Annotated in this window: 11 protein-coding genes and 2 pseudogenes; 3 read left to right on the forward strand and 10 right to left on the reverse strand. The window is 67.5% G+C overall.

All coding sequences use genetic code 11. From position 1 onward, the window contains the following. The first annotated feature begins 10 nt into the window (after positions 1-10). Positions 11-262, forward strand: a complete 252-nt coding sequence (locus QP165_RS00945) for a hypothetical protein (protein WP_056022661.1) — start codon at positions 11-13, stop codon at positions 260-262. Positions 263-439: 177 nt separating this feature from the next. Here the strand turns inward: QP165_RS00945 and QP165_RS00950 are convergent, their stop codons facing one another. The 10 genes and pseudogenes from QP165_RS00950 to QP165_RS01000 all read right to left on the reverse strand — a co-directional run bounded on the left by QP165_RS00950 (position 440) and on the right by QP165_RS01000 (position 16,090). Beyond that, entirely contained in the window at positions 440-2,506 is a 2,067-nt protein-coding gene (locus tag QP165_RS00950) for a catalase (RefSeq protein WP_333993198.1), read from the reverse strand. Positions 2,507-2,601: 95 nt separating this feature from the next. After that, a complete protein-coding gene (locus QP165_RS00955) occupies positions 2,602-2,841 on the reverse strand; it encodes a hypothetical protein (RefSeq protein ID WP_333993199.1) in 240 nt (79 codons plus the stop codon). 101 nt (positions 2,842-2,942) lie between these two features. Continuing rightward, a complete protein-coding gene (locus tag QP165_RS00960; RefSeq protein WP_333993201.1) occupies positions 2,943-4,880 on the reverse strand; it encodes an alpha-L-fucosidase in 1,938 nt (645 codons plus the stop codon). Positions 4,881-5,016: 136 nt separating this feature from the next. Further along, a pseudogene (locus QP165_RS00965) lies at positions 5,017-6,386 on the reverse strand (GH92 family glycosyl hydrolase); the annotation flags it as partial. Further along, on the reverse strand, positions 6,284-7,192 hold the full coding sequence (locus QP165_RS00975; RefSeq protein ID WP_333993205.1) for a hypothetical protein: 909 nt from the start codon (positions 7,190-7,192) through the stop codon (positions 6,284-6,286). The gene QP165_RS00975 and the pseudogene QP165_RS00965, both read right to left, overlap by 103 nt. Beyond that, entirely contained in the window at positions 7,189-8,610 is a 1,422-nt protein-coding gene (locus tag QP165_RS00980; RefSeq protein WP_333996894.1) for a glycoside hydrolase family 125 protein, read from the reverse strand. The genes QP165_RS00975 and QP165_RS00980 overlap by 4 nt, the downstream gene beginning before the upstream one ends. After that, positions 8,607-9,398, reverse strand: a complete 792-nt coding sequence (locus QP165_RS00985) for a glycoside hydrolase family 3 C-terminal domain-containing protein (RefSeq protein ID WP_333996895.1) — start codon at positions 9,396-9,398, stop codon at positions 8,607-8,609. Before QP165_RS00985 ends, QP165_RS00980 begins: the two co-directional genes overlap by 4 nt. A 40-nt stretch (positions 9,399-9,438) precedes the next feature. Further along, positions 9,439-11,145: pseudogene (locus tag QP165_RS00990) on the reverse strand (glycoside hydrolase family 3 N-terminal domain-containing protein); the annotation flags it as partial. Then, the gene (locus QP165_RS00995; protein WP_333993206.1) at positions 11,142-13,727 is read right to left on the reverse strand and encodes a beta-mannosidase; all 2,586 of its coding nucleotides are present in this window, start codon (positions 13,725-13,727) and stop codon (positions 11,142-11,144) included. The pseudogene QP165_RS00990 and the gene QP165_RS00995, both read right to left, overlap by 4 nt. After that, positions 13,727-16,090: a beta-N-acetylhexosaminidase gene (locus QP165_RS01000; RefSeq protein WP_333993207.1), complete on the reverse strand. Its 2,364-nt coding sequence runs from the start codon at positions 16,088-16,090 to the stop codon at positions 13,727-13,729. The genes QP165_RS00995 and QP165_RS01000 overlap by 1 nt, the downstream gene beginning before the upstream one ends. Positions 16,091-16,354: 264 nt before the next feature. Here QP165_RS01000 and QP165_RS01005 point away from each other — a divergent pair, with 264 nt between their 5' ends. Further along, positions 16,355-17,092, forward strand: a complete 738-nt coding sequence (locus tag QP165_RS01005) for a GntR family transcriptional regulator (protein ID WP_333993208.1) — start codon at positions 16,355-16,357, stop codon at positions 17,090-17,092. Between the two features lie 22 nt (positions 17,093-17,114). Then, a complete protein-coding gene (galA, locus tag QP165_RS01010) occupies positions 17,115-20,036 on the forward strand; it encodes a beta-galactosidase GalA (protein WP_333993210.1) in 2,922 nt (973 codons plus the stop codon). The last annotated feature ends 58 nt before the right edge of the window (positions 20,037-20,094 follow it).

Consider the following 20,094-nt stretch of genomic DNA (forward strand, 5'->3'; position numbering starts at 1 on the left):
AGGAGGGGGCGTGGCCAAGAAGCACTATCTGACGGCCACGCTTCCCGACGGCTATGTGAAGACGATCGGCCCCACGGCCACGCCGTTCACGCACTATTGGCGGATCGTCGCCGTGCTGGCGAACGGCCGAACCGAGGTCTTCTGGGGCCATACCAAGACACTCGCCGAGGCAAAGCGAAAGCGGACCGCGGCGGCCGATGCGGCGAGCCAGCGAGGGTGGGTGTCGCACCAGTTTGAAATCGTCGAGGTCGTGCGGACGTAAGGGGCGGAGCGAACCGCTGTCCTTTGCTGCTACGCCTGAGTGACGCCAGGCCCAAGCTGCCTCACCGGAACGACGCGCTGCGATGGCCGTCAAACGCAGAACGACCGCCCTGCGCTGAATAGCGAGGGCGGTCGAACGTCGCCGGTCGGGCACCAGCCGCGCTGGTGCCTCTCCGGATCAGGCGAGCGTGCGAACGCCGGGCTCGCGATCCCAATAGCGCTTCGTGCCTGCCGTCGCGATGGCATCCAGATCGACGACGCCCGCGTCGGGTTCGACGCCGGCCTTGTCGAGCAGCGGCTTCGCTGCGGCATTGGCACCGATCGCCTTGAGGTGACCAAAGGCATCCATGACCCACTGTACCGCGGCGCCTTCCTTGAGCAGCGTCTTGCAGCCCTCGGCCGAAAGGATGACCGCGACCGCATCGAAGATCTGCGACGGGCTGCCCGCGAGCTGGCCCTGCGCCTTCTTCATGCTGCCGTCGGCAAGCTTGGCACCGCCGACCTTCGGCGCGACGAGGACCGGCTTGCCACCAGCACCCTCGACGGCCGCAACAACCGCGTCGATCTCGCCACCGTCCGAACCGTCGGCGATCAGGATGCCGACCTGACGACCCTCGAGCGTATCCTTCATGTTCTGCTGGATCGACAGCGCCGGGCTTGGCGCCATGTCGACCGGCTCGCGAAAGGCGGGGTTCGCTGCGGGCAGGTCGATACCGAGACCATCCGCCACGCGGCTCGCCAACTCCTCGTTGACGTTGCGCAGGTTGGCGACGGTGCGCTCCTGGACATGCGCGAGGCCGACCTTCGACAGCTCGAAGGTGAAGGCCGACGCGATATGCGCCTTCTCGTTATCCGTCGCGGATACCCAGAACAGCCGCGCCTGGCTGTAATGATCACCGAACAGTTCGGCGCGCATCCGCAGCTTTTCGCCCTGCTCGTCCGCACCGGTCGGGTTCGTCGTGGTCACGAACCCCTTTGGCGACTCGCGCGGGCCACCGTCTTCGCCGACAACCGACAGGCTGTTCGGCTCGTAATTGGCACGACCCTTTGGCACCTTGGTCTGCATCATGCCATCACGCTGGAAATTGCCTGCGGGACTGCGCGGTGCGTTGACCGGAATCTGGTGGAAGTTGGTTGTGCCGAGACGCGACTTCTGTGTGTCGAGATAGCTGAACAGGCGGCCCTGAAGCAGCGGATCGTTCGAGAAATCGATCCCGGGAACGATGTTGGTCGGCAGGAAAGCGACCTGCTCCGTCTCGGCGAAGAAGTTGTCGACGTTGCGGTCGAGCACCATCCGGCCGATGATCCGGACAGGAACGTCCTCCTCGGGGATCAGCTTGGTCGAGTCGAGCACGTCATAGGGCTGCGCCTCGGCGAACGCCTTGTCGAACACCTGGATGCCGAGCTCCCACTCCGGGAAGTCGCCGGTGTCGATCGCTTCCCACAGATCGCGACGGTGATAGTCGTTGTCCGCAGCCTGAAGCTTGAGCGTCTCGTCCCAGATCGTCGACTGGAGACCGAGCTTGGGCTTCCAGTGGAACTTGACGAAGCTCGACTTGCCTTCTTCGGTCACGAGCTGGAACGTGTGGACGCCAAAGCCTTCCATCATCCGCAGCGAACGCGGCAGGGTGCGGTCCGACATCGCCCACATCTGCATGTGCGTCGATTCAGGCGTCAGCGACGCCCAGTCCCAGAAGGTGTCATGCGCCGAACCCGCCTGCGGATAGGCGCGATCGGCCTCCATCTTGACCGAATGGATCAGGTCGGGGAACTTGATCGCGTCCTGAATGAAGAACACCGGAATGTTGTTGCCGACGAGATCCCAGTTGCCCTCGGTCGTGTAGAACTTGACCGCGAAGCCGCGCACGTCGCGCGGGGTGTCGACCGAACCGGCGCCGCCGGCGACCGTCGAGAAACGCGTGAAGAGCTCGGTCTTCGTGCCCTTCTTGAACACTGCCGCCTTGGTCAGGTCAGAGATGTCGTCGGTCGCCTCGAAATAGCCGTGCGCACCCGATCCGCGCGCATGGACGATCCGCTCGGGGATCCGCTCGTGGTCGAAGTGGAAGATCTTCTCGCGCAGCACGAAATCCTCGAGCAGCGTCGGGCCGCGCGCGCCGGACTTCAGGCTGTTCTGGTTGTCGGATACGGGGACGCCGTGATTGGTGGTCAAAACGGGTACGTCGCCGCCCGCCTGCTGGTGCGTTTCACCACCGTTGCCGGGGTTACGCTGTTCGATGTCGCTCATTGCGGATCCTTGCTGTCGAGGACGATAGTCGCGCAGTTAACGAGCGATACGCATGCCCGGGTCCATCGTGTGCGACGGAATTAGCCTGCTTCAGATTAGGCGTGATGCATATTGACGGCGCTAGGCGGCCTCGATCGTCGCGTGCTCCGGGCTTTGGCGCGGCGGATGGTGCTGACCAGACGCCACAGCAGGATGAACCCGATCGCGAGCAGCATCAGCGCGCCGAACAGCAGCGCGAGATAGAAGCCCGGGGCAAGCCACGCGGAGCGTATCGCGGCCACCGCGGGGGCAGCGCGGAGGGATATCGATGATGCACCGGCGTCGATCGCTGTCATGACCTGTCCCCGGCGCGGGGTATGGAGCCATCGAGTCCCCGCGCCTGGTGGATGATATGCCTCCGGATTATTGCAGGCGTGGGACAGGCCTCATCCTGGCGTCAGCGCGCCTGCACGATGCGTGGCCGGAACGCACCGATCCCGGCGATCGCGAGACGGCGCGCAGGGATCGCGGTCTCGGCAAAGCTGAACCGCAGGAAACGCGTCGCGACCGGCGCTTCGAAGGCGATGCGCTGTGTCGCGAGCGCATAGGCGATGTTGGGCAGCTCGCCCTTGCTCGCCTCGCGCCAGCTCTTGCCGTCGGTGCTGATCTCGACCCGGTAGGCCTTGGGGGGCGCGGTATCCGCCATGACTGCGCGTGACGGCGTCAGGCTGAATCCGGCAAGCGTTTCGGTCGCGCCGAGATCGATCGTGACGAGGGCGGGCATGCCGGGCCGCGGTGCGGGCACCGCCCAGCGGGTTGCGGCGTCGGTGTCGAGCAGCGCTTCCGCGCCGGGTGCGGAGGCGGCGGCGATCGACCAGCCGGCGGTCGGAACGATGCTTGCATCGCTTTCGACGACGGGGGCGACGGGTACGGGCGCAACCTGACGAAACAGCGCGACCTCGCGAATGGCGGGGCAGGCGGGCGCCTCGAGGATACGTAGCCGCAGACGGCGCGCGGTGACGGGCTCGGCGAGACGGATGATCCGCTGCGCGCCGATGCCCTGATGCTGCGCAAGTTCGCGCCACTGGCCACCCACCTCTGCGTCGACAGCAAACCGCGTCACGCGCACGCCGAGCGGCAGATATTCGCGCAGGCGGATGAGATCGAATGCGCGTCCGGGCGGCAGGTCGAGGACGAGGCTGGGGGTGGTGACCCCGTCCGGGGTCGACCAATAGCTATCGGCCGCGCCGTCGAGGACCTTGGCCGGCGCGAAACTCGGGCCGCGCGCATGGCTGGCGGAGGCGACGGCGCCCCGGGCAAGGTCGCGCGCGAAGGTGGCTGCCTGCGCGGTGCCGAATGACTTCAAGACGGCGACGTCGATATCGGCGAGTTTGCCGCGACGGTCGGGTGGCAGGTTGAGGTTGAGGTTGGTGCCGCGACCGACCGACTCGTCGTGGAGCTTCACGAGGCGCTCGGGCGACTTGACCTTCGAATCCTCATCCGCGTGGTAGAACCAGCCGGGGCGGATCGAGACGTCGGTCTCGGCCGGCCACCAGAGCGGCGCGCCGCGCACGCCCGAATTGCCCTCGCTCTGAACATAGGGATGGTTCGGCATTGTCGGCCAGCAGGGATCACCCGCGACGCCGTCCTCGTTGCCGACCCATCGGACGTCCGCGCCAAGCGGATCGAAGGTGCAGGCCATCGGCTGATGCTGGTGCACCAGCGCGACGATCGACGGCCAATCGTAATATTTCGGCGCGTCGATCTTCCGCGTGTCGCGCGCGCCGCCATAATAGCCGTCGCCGCCATTCGCGCCATCGAACCAGAATTCGAACAGCGTGCCATAGCGCGTGCAGAGCTCGACGACCTGCTTGCGGAAATAGTCGACATAGGCCGGGCGGCCATATTCGGGGTGGTTGCGATCCCAGGGCGAGAGGTAGAGCCCGAAGTCGAGCCCGGCGCGGCGCGTCGCACGCTCCATCTCGCCGACCACGTCGCCCTTGCCGGCCTTGTACGGGCTGTTGCGGATGCAATGCTCGGTCAGCATCGTCGGCCACAGGCAGAAGCCGTCATGATGCTTGGCGGTCAGGATGATGCCGCGCATCCCGCCAGCCTTTGCCGCCGCGACGATCTGATCGGGGTCGAAATCGGTCGGGTCGAAGAGCTTAGGATCCTCGTCGCCATAGCCCCATTCGCGATCGGTAAAGGTGTTGATCGAGAAATGGACGAATGCATATTGCTCGCGCGCATGCCAGGCGAGCTGCCGCTTCGACGGCGTCGCGCCCCATGGTCGTGGGGCAGGCTGGCGTGTCGCGCCCAGCGCGGGAGCGGTCGCTGCGGTCGCGGTTGCAGCGACGCTCGAGGCGAGCAGGCGGCGGCGGGAAACTTCGGTCATCATCGTCTCCGGGGGGACTCAGGCGGCGGGGCGGCCGAACGAGGGGGCGGTCGGCAGGCTTTGCGCCGAACGCGCGATCGGGGGTGGTGGACATGGTGAAGCGCAGCGTGCCACCTGCGGCGAGGTCGGGATGCGCGATCCAGCTTTTCGTCCAGGGTTTGCCGTTCCAGGTGACCGCGGTGACATAGGGCGTGTCGGCGCGGTTGCCCGGCGCCTCGATCACGACCTTGCGCTTGGGCCCGACCAGCAACTCGGCCCGCGTGAAGAGCGGCGAGCCGAACACATAGATCGCGGCGACCGGATCGACCGGGTAGAGGCCGAGCGCGGACATCACGAACCACGCGCTCATCTGCCCGCAATCGTCGTTGCCGATGATCCCGTCGGGCGCGCGCTTGTACATCGTCGTCAGGATCCTGCGCACCAGCGCCTGTGTCTTCCAGGGCTGGCCGACATAAGCGTAGAGATACGGCACGTGCTGATCGGGTTCGTTGCCGTGCGCATATTGGCCGATCAGCCCGGAGATATCGGGCGGCGCATCCCTGGGTAGCGTCGAGGGCGCGGCGAACAGCGCGTCGAGCCGCGCGGCAAACTTCGTCTCGCCGCCGAAATGCGCGATCTGTCCGTAGAGGTCATGCTGGTTGAGGAAGGTCGTCTGCCAGCCATTGGCTTCGGTGAAGTCGTGGTAGCGCTTGGTGTGGCCGAGCTGGATCGGGTCGTAGGGGGTCAGCCAGCTGCCGTCGGCGAGCTTGGGCCGCGCAAGCCCGATCGTCGGGTCGAGGACGTTGCGATAGCTGCGGCTGCGTTCGCGCAGGCGGGCGGCGTCTTCGGTGGCGCCGGCCTTTGCGGCGAGCGCCGCCATTGCCCAGTCGTCATAGGCATATTCCTGAGTCCGGCTGACCGACTCGTCGACCTGGTCTGCGGGCAGATAGCCACGCGCGATATAGGTGCCGCGCGCGCGGCTGTTGACGAGGTCGGGCGCCTTGGGATCAAAGGCGCGCGTGCGGATCGCAGGCCAGGCGGCGGCATAGTCCGCGTCGATCCCCTTCGCCGCGGCCTCCGCCATGATCGCGACCGAATGCCAGCCGATCATCGTGCCCGTCTCCACCCCTGAAGCGGCCAGCAGGGCGGGCCATAGGGGCTTTGCTGCGTCTGGCGGACGAGGTCGCGGACGAGCGAGCGCGCGCGATCGGGCGCGATCAGCGTGAGCAGTGGATGAAGCGTGCGATACGTGTCCCAGGTCGAATAGGTACTGTACGCCTGTTCGCCCTTGGGGACGCTGTGGATCTGCCGGTCGAGCCCGACATAGCGGTCGTCGGCGTCGGAGAAGAGCGTCGGCGCGAGCATCGCGTGATAGACCGCGCTCGCCATGATGACGCGTTCGTCGTCGCTGCCGCCAGCGACTTTCACGGTCTTAAGCGCATCGGCCCAGTCGCGCACCGCCTGGCGTCGTGCCGCATCGAATTCGCGGCTGATCGACGCCGCGAGATTGGTCCGTGCGCCAGCCATGTCGACCGCGGACACCGCCGTCCGTACGATGATCGGTGCTGCGCCCGCATCGTCGTAATGCAGCACTGCGCGAACGCGGTCGGCCGTGGCGATTGCCCCCCGACGACCTGCTCGCCGGCATGGAGCGTGATCCGGTCGGGTTTGCGCGAGACGTGCATCGCGAAATGGATGCGGCGCCCCTTGGCCCAGCGGAACGTGCGGCGGCTGCCGATCAGGACGCCGTCGGTCTCGATCTCGATCCGGCTGTCGTCGATCAACGGGCCTTCGCCCGGACGGCTGTCGCGGTAATTGCCGAGGTCGATCAGGAGGTGGCCGGGACCCGCGGGAAACCGGTGACGTTGCCAGCCGACGCGTGGCTCGGCAGTCAGCTCCGAGCGGACGCCATTGCCGAGCGTGCAGGCGTAATAGCCGGGCTCGGCAGTCTCCTGGGCATAGGTCTGGCGATAGCCTTCGCCGGGGCGATCGGGCGCGCCGGGGAACAGCTTCACCGGCCCGCGCGCGGGAACGACCAGCACGTCCATCATGTCGGCGATGCCGGTGCCCGACAGGTGCGTGTGCGAGAACCCCATGATCGACGGATCGCCGTGATGATAGCCCGAGCAGTTCGCCCAGTTCTCGGTATCGGTGTCGGGGCTGACCTGGACCATGCCGAACGGCACGGTCGCGCCCGGATAGGTATGGCCGTCGCCACCCGTGCCGATCCACAGATCGGGCACGGCACTCGTTCGCTTCGCAAAGGCTGGCATCGCGCCGGTCAGCGCCAGCGCGCCGGTCGAGCCGAGCAACGCGCGTCGCGTGAGCCTCATAACGGCGCCGCCAGCAGTGCGGGGCGGGTATCGGCGAGATGGACGAGCAGTTCCCCGAACAGACCGTTCGTCCAGGCGAACCAGCTGCGCGTGAACTTGCTCGGATCATCCATGTCGAACGCCTCGTGCATGAAGCCGGTATCCGCATCGGTGTCGCGCAGCATCCTGAGGCAGGCACGGACGGTCGCGTCGTCGGCGCCGGCAAGCGCGCGGATGATCAGCGACATCGGCCAGATCTGGCCGAGCCCGACATGCGGGCCGCCAATCCCCTCCGCCTTGGTGCCCTTGAAGAAATAGGGATTGGCGTCGCTCCATGCCGCGTCGGCGGTGCGGCGCCACAGCGGGTCGGTGGCGGAAACGCAGCCCATATAGGCGAGCGCGGACAGCGAAGGCACGTTGGCGTCGTCCATGAAGACCGCGTTGCCGAACCCGTCGACCTCATAGGCCCACACCTCGCGCCCGTCGCGCAGCCGCATCTTGCCATGCGCGTTGAGCGCGGTCTCGACCTCGGTCGCGAGCGCGGTGGCATCGGCGGCGAGCGCGGTGTCGTTGCGCGCTTCCTTCGCGACGACGGCCAGTTCGCGCAGCGTCGTCACCGCGAAATAATTGGCGGGGATTAAATAGGGATAGACACAGGCATCATCGGACGGACGAAAACCGCACTGGATCAGGCCGTTCGGCTTGGCGGGATTGCCCCAGCCTTCAAGCGCCATCGTCTCGGTATTGCGGTTCGAAGCGCGCAGAAAGCTATAGGGGCCGCGGCCCTGCTTGCGCTGCTGCTCGCGATAGGTGCGCAGGCTGGCGCGCGCGGCCTCGGCCCAGGTCGCGTCGAACGGGATCGCGTCGCGCGTCGCCTGCCAATAGCCATAAGCGAGACGCATCGGGTAGCAGAGTGAATCGATCTCCCATTTGCGCTCGGCGACACCGGGTTTCATCTCGGTCTGGTCGTGCAATGCCCAGCTGAGATAGGTTTTGCCGGCCGGGTCCTCGAGGAACGCGTTGGCGTAGGGATCGATCAGGATCGAGCGTGACTGACGCGCGATCAGGCCGCGGAACAGCGTGCGTAGCGCCGGGTCCTGACGGACGAGATGGAGATAGGGACGGACCTGCGCCGAGCTGTCGCGCAGCCACAGGCAGGGAATGTCCCCAGTGATGACGAACGCATCGGGCGCACCGCCAATGGTGCTCATCCGCACGGTCGTGTCGAGCGTGTTGGGATAGCAGTTGCCGAACATCCAGCGCAGTTTCGGGTCGCCGATCCTGGCCGACACGCGGGCGATCTCGCGTTCCACCGCCCGGCTCTTGAACAGACGGTCGGCGACGGCGGGGCGCTTGGAGGGCAGGTTCGGGCGGGCGGCGAAGGCGGGGGTGCCGACGAGCGCGAGCCCGCCGGCGAGCAACGAACGGCGATCGATCATTTGGGCAACCCCACCGCTGCACCGGTGATCGTCAGGTCGGTCCATTGTCCCTCGCCGTCGCCGGGCTGGCCGCCGCCGACATAGAGGCGGTACGCGCCGGGCTGGATCGTCCGGGTGCCGTCGCGCGCGACGCTGCTCATCGAGCGGGGATCGAGCGCGAACGAGACGGTGCGCGACTGGCCGGGCTTGAGCGCGACGCGGTCGAAGCCGACGAGCTGGCGCTGGAGCACCGCGGTGGTCGGACCGCCCCCGGTGGTCGCGGTCGGGACGAGATAGGCCTGAACCACCTCCTCGCCCGCGCGCGCGCCGGTGTTCGAGACCTTTGCCGCGAGCGTGAGCGGCTGGCCCGCGGCGACGGTGAGGCCGGTCTTTGCCGCGGCATAGCCGAAGCTGGTATAGCTCAGCCCGTGGCCGAAGCCCCAGAGCGGCTTGCCAGTGAAATAGCGATAGGTGCGCTCCTTCATCGTATAGTCGATGAACGCGGGCAGGTCGCTGGCGGACTTGTAGACGGTGACCGGGAGGCGACCCGAGGGGTTGTTGAGCCCCGCGAGCGTTTCGGCGATCGCGGTGCCGCCAGCCTGGCCCGGATACCAGGCGGTCAGGATCGCATCGGCGAGCGACGGATCGACCGCCACCGCGCTGCCGCTGGTCAGCACGAGGACGACGGGCTTGCCGGTCGCGCGCAGGGCTTTCAGCAGCGCCTGTTGCGCGAGCGGAAGCCCGATGTCGGTGCGATCGCCGCCGACGAGATCCCGGAACGCTGACCGACAGCGCCTCGCCCTCGAGATCGGGCGACAGGCCCATTACCGCGACGACGACGTCCGACGCGTTTGCAGCCGCGACGGCGGCGGCGAGCATCGGCGCGGCAGGCGGCGTCCACAGCAGGCGGATACCCTCGTCGTCGCTGCGGTGATCGAGTTCGAGGCGGAAGACGGCGGGCTTCCCGTCGCTTGTCACTGGGATCTCGACGCGGCCCTTCTTGACCTCGCCGTCGGCAAGCTGGCGATCGCCGATCCAGAGGCGTGCGACGTCATGAACCGAGCAATCCTTCCAGCATGCCGGGACGTCGATCACCAGCGTATAGTCGCCCGCGGCGGGCGGGGTGAACATGCCCGACCAGCGGACGCCGAAGCTGCGGCCAAGCCCGGGTGCCGGACTGACACGGTTGAGGTCCGCGTCGATGCGGCGTTCGGTACGCGTCAGGACCGGCGTGCCGCCGGTCGTCCCGGTCCCGGCAAAATACTCCGCCTTCAGACCCTTTAGAAAGACGGTTTCGGGCACCACCACCGGTGCGCCATCGGCGAGCACCGAACCCTGCGCATAGCGGACATTGGCGGCGCCGAACTGCTTGCGGATCCCCTCGAGCGGGGTGACCGGGGCGGCGGCGGTGCCGTGATAATTGCCCTGGAGCACGCCGATATCGTCGGCATTGGTGCCGATCACCGCGATCCGGCTGCCGGCCTTGAGCGGCAGGCGGCCGGCATCGTTCTTGAGCAGCACGATCGACTTGCGCGCGGCTTCGAGCGCGAGCGCGCGGTGCGCGGGGGTATCGACCTGATCGGTGCCGATCTTGCTCCACGGGCTGTCGCCCCCGAACGCGATGCCGAGCGCGCGGCGGGCGCGGAAGGCGCGCGTCAGCGCGGTGTCGACCTCGGCCTCGCTCACCAGCCCCTGGCGGACCGCGGCGGGGAGGCCGGCATAGGCGGTGCCGCAATTGAGATCGGTGCCGCCCCTGATCGCCGCCGCCGCTGCGCCGGGCGCGTCGAGCCGGTAGTGATGATAGGTGCTGATATTGCCGACCGCGTCGCAGTCCGAAACGGTGAAGCCGGTAAAGCCCCAGTCGCGCCGCAGCCGGTCGACCATCAGTGGCGACGATGCGCAGGCGGGCACGCCGTGGATCGAGTTGTACGCGCACATCAGCGAGAGCGCTTTGCCCTCGGTCACCGCCTGGCGGAAGGCGGGCAGGTAGGTCGCCTCGAGATCCTGCGGGCTGGGGTCGACGTCGAAACTGTCGCGCCCGGCCTCGGGGCCGCTGTGCACCGCGAAATGCTTCGGGGTGGCGATGACCTTGGGATAGAGCGGGTTGGGGCTCTGAAGGCCGCCGATGAACGCGACGCCGAGGCGGCCGGTCAGATACGGGTCCTCGCCATAGGTTTCCTGCCCGCGGCCCCAGCGCGGATCGCGGAAGATGTTGATGTTGGGCGACCAGATCGTCAGCCCTTCATAGATGCGACGATCGGCATTGGCGGGCTTCGCGTTGAACCGCGCACGCGCCTCGGTCGCGACGACGTCGCCGATCTTGCGGACGAGCACCGGATCCCAGGTTGCAGCCATGCCGATCGCCTGCGGGAACACGGTCGCATGACCGTTGCGCGCGAGACCGTGCAGTCCCTCGTTCCACCAGTCATAGGCGGGCAGGCCGAGCTTCGCATCCGCAGGCGCGGTGCTCTGCAGCTGCGCGGCCTTTTCCTCGAGCGACATGGTGGCGACCGCGGTGGCGACGGGATCGGCGGAGGCGAGCAGGAGCCAGATCATCGGGCAAGAGTCCTAAGGGTGAGCGCTTTGCGCAGTGTGGCAGGCGACGCGGTCGACGCAACGGCGACGGTCCGCGCCTCGCCCGGCAGAAGGTCGAACCCGTCATCGGCGGGCTGCGCCGCCACGGCGCCGAAATCGAGCATGACCGCGCGGGCGAAGCGCGTGGCGGTGATCGTCACGGTCGAGCCCGACCAGGTGACGCTCAGGCCCGGATCGGGATAGGCCATGTCCTTGGGCAGTGCGCGTTCGATGATTGCCCGGCTGGCGACCGCGTCACCGACGATCAGCTCGGCGACTGCATAGCTGGCCCCCGGCGCGGCGCTGCCGAACAGCGTCGCGTCGGGGAGCGTCGCGGCAAGTGTCGACGAGAGCGGCGGCAGCGTCGCGGGCGTGGTGGTGTCGTTCAGCACGGCACCGCCCATGTCCATCGCACGCACCCGCCAGCGCGCCGTGATCGGCGTCGTCGCATCGGAGATCAGCGAGATCCGCGTCGCGCCGTCCTTGTGCTCCGCGGCGATCGCCTGGGGCGCGAAGAAGCGGCGCGCGGCATAGTTGAGCAGCTTCCACTGGCCGTCATGATCGATGCTCGCCCAGCTGATCGAGGGCCAGACGTCGTTCAGCTGCCAGTAAAGCGACCCCATCGTCACCGGGCGGCATGCGCGGTGATGGAGTGCGGCGATCCGGATCGCCTCCGCCTGGTTGACCTGCGTCAGATAGACGAGATCGGCAAAGTCCTTCGCCGGGCGCAAACGATCGCGCAGGTACATCAGCAGCCGCTCATTGCCCTCGCCCGCGAGGAACTTCTGGTGCGCCTTCATCACCGGGCTGTCGGCCGCCAGCGGGCCATTGCCCGCGAAGTCGCGGATCATCGCGAGATCGGGCATCGCCTGGAAGCCATATTCGGACATGAAGCGCGGACAGCTGTCGAGATAGCGCTCGACCGGCTTCGACCCGGACCAGACATCCCAGAAATGGCGATCGCCATCCTTGTCGGTGTCGGTCGGCCCCTCATAGTCGGTCGAAGGGGAGCCCGGCCAATAGGGGGTGCCGGGCGAATATTGCGTCACCGCCTGGCGCAGCACGCGGTCGAACAACACCGCCATGCCCGCGCCGATCCGCTCCTGCTCGTCCGCGCCGACCGCCTTCTTGAACGCCTTGCGATCGGACCAGTTCTCCCAGCCCGACAGCACCTCGTTGCCACCGGCCCAGATCACGACCGAGGGATGCGAGCCGATCCGGGCGACCTGCTGCTCGGCTTCGATCCGGACATTCTCGCGGAACGCGGCATCGGGCGGCGTCACGCTGCCGCCGAACATGAAATCCTGCCACACCATCAGCCCCATGCGGTCGGCGATGTCATAGAAGGCGTCGTCGAAATAATAGCCGCCGCCCCACACGCGGATCATGTTCATGTTGGCGTCGGCCGCGCCCTTCAGGATCGTCTGCATATAAGCGGGGGTGACGCGCGTCGGGAACATGTCGAACGGGATGATGTTCGCGCCCTTGGCGAATATCGGCGTGCCGTTGACCTTGAAGCCGAAGCTGCCGTCCTTGCGGATCAGTTCGACCGTGCGCAGCCCGATCCGCCGCGTGACGCTGTCCTCGGCAGTCGCTTGCGCGCCGGCGAGCGAGGCGGTGACGGTATAGAGCGGTTGCGCACCATAGCCGATCGGCTGCCAGCGCTGCGGCGCGGCGATCGTCATCGGGAGCGAGACGCTATTGCTGCCGGCGGCAAGCGTGACGCTGCGGTCGACCGTGACGGTCTTGCCGTCGGGGCCCGTGAGCACGGCGTGGACGGTGGTGCGGCCGGGCGTATCCGCGACGATGTCGAGCCTGGCCGCGATCCGTGCCTCCGCGTCGCTCAGATCCTCCTGGTCGACGCGGAAGGTCTCGATCCGCGCCTCATCCCAGATCTCGAGACGGACCGGCCGCCAAATGCCGATATTGATGATCCGGGGACCCCAGTCCCAGCTGTAATGATATTTGGGTTTGCGGATATAGGGCGAGGTCTGCTTGCCCTTGGGCTCGTCGCCGAACGCGCTGTCATATTCGCCGGGCAGCGGGTGCTTCTCCGCGAGCACCATCGGCTGCAGCGTGCGGATCGGCGAGGCGATCGTCACCAGCACCTCGTTGCGGCCCGCCTTCAGCGCCGATTTCGCGTCCACGCGCCAGCGACGGTGCGCATTGTCGGTCTTGAGCAGCGGCGTGCCGTTGACGGTGACGGTCGCAAAGGTGTCGAGACCATCGAACACGAGGTCGAGATGATCGCGCGCGAGCATCGCCGGCGTGACGTCGAGCTCGCGGCGGAACTGCCACCGGGTCAGCCCCGCCCACTGGATCGCGGCCTCGTTCATGCCCTTATAGGGATCGGGGACGCGGCGCGCGGTGATCAGGTCCTGCTGAACAGAGCCCGGCACCGTGGCTGCGAGCCATTTCGCCTCACGCTTGTGCGCGGCGACCGCGGTCGTGTCGGTCGGATCGATCCGGACCTTCCAGTCGCCGTCGAGCGTGACGACCGTCTTCGGGGCCGAGATCGCGGGCGACGCGAGTGCGACGAGAGGGAGAAAAAACCAGCGACGCATTAGCGTGTCTCCGTGAGTTGCATCCGCTCGACCGCATAATAGGGATCGGACGTGGGGGAGGTGAATTGCAGGCAGATGTCGCGGTCGCCGGTCAGCGCGGGCAGGCGGCCCTTGACGCTGAACCGGGTGGCGGCGGTTGCCGGATCGGGGAGCGGGAAGGTGCCGGCGACGACCGGCTTGGAGCCCGCGACGGTGCAGCCGACGAGCACGATCAGCTCGCCGTGCGGCGTGACGTTATAATGCCGGCGCAGCTTGGTCTCTTCATGCGCCAGCGCATAATGACGCGGCAGTCGCGCGATATCGATCGTGAAGCCCTTGGCGACATCCATCGGCGCGGCGGGATAGGCGGTGCACAGGTCGAACAGGTCGATATTGTACACCGGCGCGTTGCCCTGCGCCTCGGGGGTCAGCGGCACACGGAGTGCGAGCGATCCCTTGGGACAGGCGACCATGTCGGATGCGGTCCGCGTCAGCAGCGCCTGGCGGCCGGTATCGAGCAGGCGCGGCTCGGCGATCTGGCGGCCGGCGGCGTCGAACGCGGCGGCGCGGATCTTGACCCCCGGCTTGATCGACAGCGGTGTCGTATAGGCGGGCGACCGCGGGCCGGGCGCCTTGCCGTCGAGCGTGTAGCGGATCGTGCCATAGGGCGCTTGCGTCGCCAGCGCGACCTTGGCGTTTTTGCTGCGCAGCGCATCGCCGCGCGTCCCGGCCAGCGTGTAGCCGACCGCGAACGCGCTGTCCGCGACCTGCATGCCCGATGTGCGCCAGCGGCCGATCTGCGGCTGGACCCGTTCGAGAAAACTGCCAAAGTCGCGCTTGTCCTTGCCCGACCAGGTGATTTCCGCGAGCGCGGCGGCGCGCGGGAAGATCAGATGCTGCATCTGATAGGGCGTGACGATGTACTCGCTCCACAGATTGCCCTGTGCGCCGAGCACGTGATGCGCCTTGTCGGCGGGGATTCCCGCGGGCATCGGCTCATATTTGTAGACGGTCTCGAGCGACTGGATCTCGATCCGCCCCGGCGGTTCGTCGCTGCGATCGCTTTGCAGGCTGTTGAGGTAGAGCGTCGGCGCGGGCGAAAGGACCACGTCGTGGTTCTGGTTCGCGGCCTCGACCGCGCCCTTCTCGCCACGCCACGACATCACCGACGCGGAGGCGGGGAGGCCGCCTTCTAGGATCTCGTCCCAGCCGATCAGGCGGCGGCCCTTGCTCGCGAGATATTCGCCGAACTGGTCGATCATCCAGCTTTGCAGCCCGTTCTCGTCCTTGATCCCGAGCTTGACCATCTGCGCCTGGACTTCGGGGCTGCGTTCCCACTGATCCTTGACCGCCTCGTCGCCGCCGAGATGGACATAGGTGCCGGGGAAGACCGCCATGATCTCGTCGAGCACCGTCTTGACGAAGGCGATGCCCTTCGGGCCGGGATTGAAGAGATAGGGGTTCACGCCCCAGTCGCTGCTGACCTTCGGCGTGTCGCCGAGGACGCCGAGGTCCGGATACGCGGCGACGAGCGCCTGCGCGTGGCCGGGCAGGTCGATCTCGGGGACGATGACGATGCCGCGCTCGGCCGCATAGGCGACCAGCTTGCGCAGCTCGTCCTGCGTGTAGAAGCCGCCGACCTGCGTGCCGGGCGCCTCGCCGGTCGAGGGCGACGTCCGGACGCTGCCGATCGCGGTCAGCCGGGGATAGGCCTTCACCTCGAACCGCCAGCCCTGATCGTCGGTGAGGTGGAGATGCAGCGTGTTGAGCTTCACCGACGCCATCTGGTCGACGATCGCGTAGAGCGAGGGGAGCGACTGGAAATGCCGCGCCGTATCGATCATCAGCCCGCGCCAGCCGAAGCGGGGGGCATCGTCGATCTTGACCGCTGCCAGCCGCGCGGGCTGTCCGAACGCCGCGTCGGGACTGACGAGTTGCGCGAGCGTCATCGCGCCATAGACAAGACCAGCATCGCCCGATGCGGTGATGCGGACGCCCGAAGGGTCTACCGTCAGTCGATAGGCCTCGGCCCCCTTGATGCTGGCGTCGCGGACGAAGCGGATCGCGCCACCGGAGGCGGACCGGATCGTCAGCCCGCGCTCGGTGCTCACATGCGCGGCGAAAAGACGCGCGGCGCCCGTCGCGCCGCGATCCGCCGCGTCGACGGCAATCGTAGTCCCGTTGTCGATCGTGAAGCTGCCGCTCGACGGCGTGATGCTGCTGGGGGCGGGAACGAGTGGCAGGCGGGCCGTCTGGGCGCCCGCGGGCGCAGTCAGCCCGATCGCTGCCGCGCCGATGATCGTCGCGCTGCAGATCGCGCGGAGGCCGACGCGCGGGACGCTTGCGGAAGGCCCAGCGGTTCCGTGGGTCGGAATGGCGCGCATTGATCTGTTCTCCCTGGGCCGGCTTGTCGTTACCGCTCGCATTGAACGTAACCAATATAGGTCCAGGCACAACCCGTATTCTGAATCGCACGACGCGTTTGCGTAGGTAGCGATACCAAGATCTCGATAAGCTGAGATTCAGATTGGCAGATACCAATCTAGGCTTTCCCGACGTGCTTGTTGCCGGGCAGCGCGGCTTTGGTTAGGCAGGTGGACGGACGTGGCAGGGGCTCGATGGGGGGCGGCCGGTCGGAAGGAGAGACCATGGCGTTTGCCGACGAGATCGGGCGCTTTCGCGAGAGCAATCCATCGCCACTGTATCTCCAGCTGCAAGACCTGATCCGGACCGCGATCGGCGATGCGATTCTGGTTCAGGGCAATGCGATACCGGCCGAGCGCGATCTGGCGACCGAGTATGACATATCGCGCATCACCGTGCGCAAGGCGATCGGCGGGCTGGTCGAAGAGGGGCTGTTGACGCGTCGCCGCGGCGCGGGGACGTTCGTCGCGGGGCGTGTCGAGAAGAGCTTCTCCAAATTGTCGTCGTTCAGCGAAGACATGGCGGCCCGGGGGCGTACGTCGAGCAGCAGCTGGATCTCGCGGTCGGCGGGGCAGGTCAATCCGGAAGAGGCCATGGCGCTGGGCCTTTCGCCGGGCGCGCCGGTCTACCGGTTCAATCGTATCCGCTATGCCGATGACGAGGCAATGGCGCTCGAGTTCACGACGATCGCCGGATATTGCCTGCCGTCGATCGAGGTCGTTGACGATCTGCTCTATACCGCGCTCGAAAAGGCGGGCTGCCGGCCTGTTCGTGCGCTTCAGCGGCTTCGCGCCGTGCCGTTCGGTGGCGAACATGCCAGGATGCTCGGCGTCGACGCGGGGCATGCCGGGCTGCTGATCGAGCGGCGCGGATTTCTCCGCGATGGCCGGCCGGCGGAGTTCACGCGGTCCTATTACCGCGGCGATGCCTATGACTTCGTCGCCGAACTGGCCGACAACTGACCTTTCACGAATCGAGTCCGCAATGAACCGACGTCAGATACTCCTCGGCACCGCCGGTGCCGGGGCCACGCTGGCGGTCGGGGGCATTCCGTCCGCCGTCACCGGCAAAACTCGCTCCGCGCCGACCGGGTCGGACGCCGGCGCGCTGCCGATGCCGGTTCCGTCGCGGATCCTGCCCGGGCCTGTGCCCGAGCAGGACCGCTCGCGGACGCGCATGGAGCGGGGATGGCTGTTTCACGAGGGCGATGTCGTCGCCCCGGCGCCCGATGGACACAACGCAACCTATCTGAGCGTCAAGGCAGGCAACGCACTGGGTGCGGCGGCGATGGCGTATGACGATTCGGACTGGGCCCCCGTGCGCCTGCCGCATGACTGGGCGTCCGCGCAGCCATTCGTGAAGACCGCGAACATCTCGCAAGGCTATCGTCCGCGCGGGATCGGCTGGTATCGCCGGACGCTGCGGCTCAAGCCGGTCGACCGCGGCAAGACGATCCTGCTGCATTTCGATGGCATCGCCACCAATGCCACGGTCTGGGTCAACGGCAGCGTCGTCGCGCACAACTGGTCGGCGTACAACAGCGTCGAGATCGACCTGACGCCGTTCGCGCGGTTTGGCGACGACCTCAACGTCATCGCGGTCCGCGTCGATGCGGACGCCATGGAGGGCTGGTGGTACGAGGGGGCAGGGATCTATCGCCACGCCTGGCTGATCCGGCGCGCGCCGGTCGCGATCATCACCGACGGTGTCCACTGCGATCCGCGGCGCGGGCCGGATGGCGTCTGGCACGTGCCGGTCTCGGTCACGCTCGGCAGCAGCGATCGCCGGAACGTCACCGTCACCGTCGAGGCGATGCTGCTCGACCCCGATGGCACGCAGATCGCCTCGGCGCAGACGTCGGCGACGGTCGCGATGCTCGAACGCGCGACCGCGACGATCGCGATGCCGGTGACGGCACCGCGGATCTGGTCGATCGAGACGCCGACGCTCTATACCGTCGTGACGCGCGTGCGGCGCGGCGACGCGATCGTCGACGAACGACGCACGCCGATCGGCTTCAGGACGATCCGGTTCGATGCCGATCGCGGCTTTTTCCTCAACGAGCAGCCCGTGAAGCTGAAGGGCGTTTGCCTGCATCAGGACCATGCCGGTGTCGGCACGGCGATTCCCGACTCGCTGGTCCGCTGGCGGCTCGAGCGGCTGAAGGCAATGGGGTGCAACGCCATCCGCTGCTCGCACAACGCGCCCGCCGCGGAGTTGCTCGATCTTTGCGACGCGATGGGGTTCGTCGTGATGGACGAGAACCGCCAGTTCAACCCTGCGCCCGACTATATGGCGCAGCTTGAATGGATGGTCCGGCGCGATCGCAACCATCCATCCGTGATCCTGTGGTCGGTATTCAACGAGGAGCCGATGCAGGGGACCGAGGCGGGTGTCGAGATGCTGCGACGGATGGCGCACGCCGCGCACGCACTCGACGACAGCCGGCCCGTGACCGCGGCGATGAACGGGGCGTTCTTCGATCCGGTCAACGTCTCGAGCGTGGTGGGCGTGACGGGGTTCAACTATTACCAGGGCGACTACGACCGCTTTCACCAGCTCAACCCGACTAAGCCGATCACGAGTTCGGAGGACACCAGCGCGTACGAGACGCGCGGCGCGTTTGCGAGTGATCCGGCGCGGCATATCCAGTCCTCCTACGACGTCGAAGCCGCCAGCTGGGGCGATACGCACCGCGGCACCTGGAAGAAGATCGCCGAGCGTCCGTTCGTCGCGGGCGGCTTCGTCTGGACCGGGTTCGACTATCACGGCGAGCCGACCCCGCATGAATGGCCCACGATCTCCAGCTTTTTCGGGGTTCTCGACCTGTGCGGATTCCCGAAGACAGCGTTCGATATCCACCGCGCGCACTGGGTCGATGACACGCCCGTCGTTAGCCTGACACCGCACTGGACCTGGCCGGGGCGCGAGGGGGCGCCCGTCACGGTCCTGGTGATGAGCAATGCCGAACGCGTCGTGCTGCGGTTGAACGGCCGGATCGTCGGGCAGGCCACGGTCGACCGGATCATGGGGACCGAGTTCATCGTGCCCTATGCGCCCGGACGGATCGAAGTCACGGCGTTGCGCGGGAATTCGGTGGTCGCCACCGCAGCGCACGCGACCGCCGGGGCCCCCGTCGCGTTGCGGCTGACGCCTGCGCGGACGGTGATGGCGGGCGACGGCGAGGACGCGCAGCCGGTGACGATCGATGCGGTCGATGCCGCGGGCCGGCATGTCCCGACCGCCAACCTGCCGACGCGGTTCGCGGTCGAGGGGGCTGCGATCATCGGTATCGGCAATGGCGATCCGAACAGCCACGAGCCCGAAAAGGGCAATGCCCGGTCGCTGTTCAACGGGCTCGCGCAGGTCATCCTGCAGGCGGACGCCGGGCGCGGGCCGGTCGTGATGACCGCGAGCGCGCCGGGGTTGAAGCCTGCGCGACTGGTGATCGACCGGGTGGGCATCGGCGCGCCAGGCCAGATACCTGTCGCCACCGCGACGATGGCGATCCGCGAATGGCGACGCTCACCCGCGTTTGCCGCGCGGCCGGATCCGGCGCTGGCCCCGGTCGACGGCGACAACAACAGCTGGGCGTTCGTGCGCAGCGGCACGCCCGTCGATCCGAGTGCGGCAGGCCGCTGGCGGATTTACCGCGCTGGCGTCTCGCCCTGGCGGCGGGTTGCGCAAGAGGGCGGGCTGATCCGGTTCGCCGCGATCGCGGGTCGTGCCGAGCTCTGGATCGACGGCACGCGGCTGGCGGTCAAGGACGCGGCGCAGACCGGTCCGCTGGAAGCGACGATGCCCGCCGGCGGCGCGGTGCGGACGATCGTTCTGATGGTCGAGGCCTTGCCGGGCGTTTCGTCGGGGATTGTCGGCGCGGTCACGCTCGAGCCGCACGCGCGGTAACGGCCGCGCGGCATGCCGCCCGTCATCCTCAGCGATATCGGGATGACGGGCGGCAGCC

Source organism: Sphingomonas sp. 22R3R2A-7, assembly GCF_036856055.1.
Lineage (GTDB): Bacteria > Pseudomonadota > Alphaproteobacteria > Sphingomonadales > Sphingomonadaceae > Sphingomonas.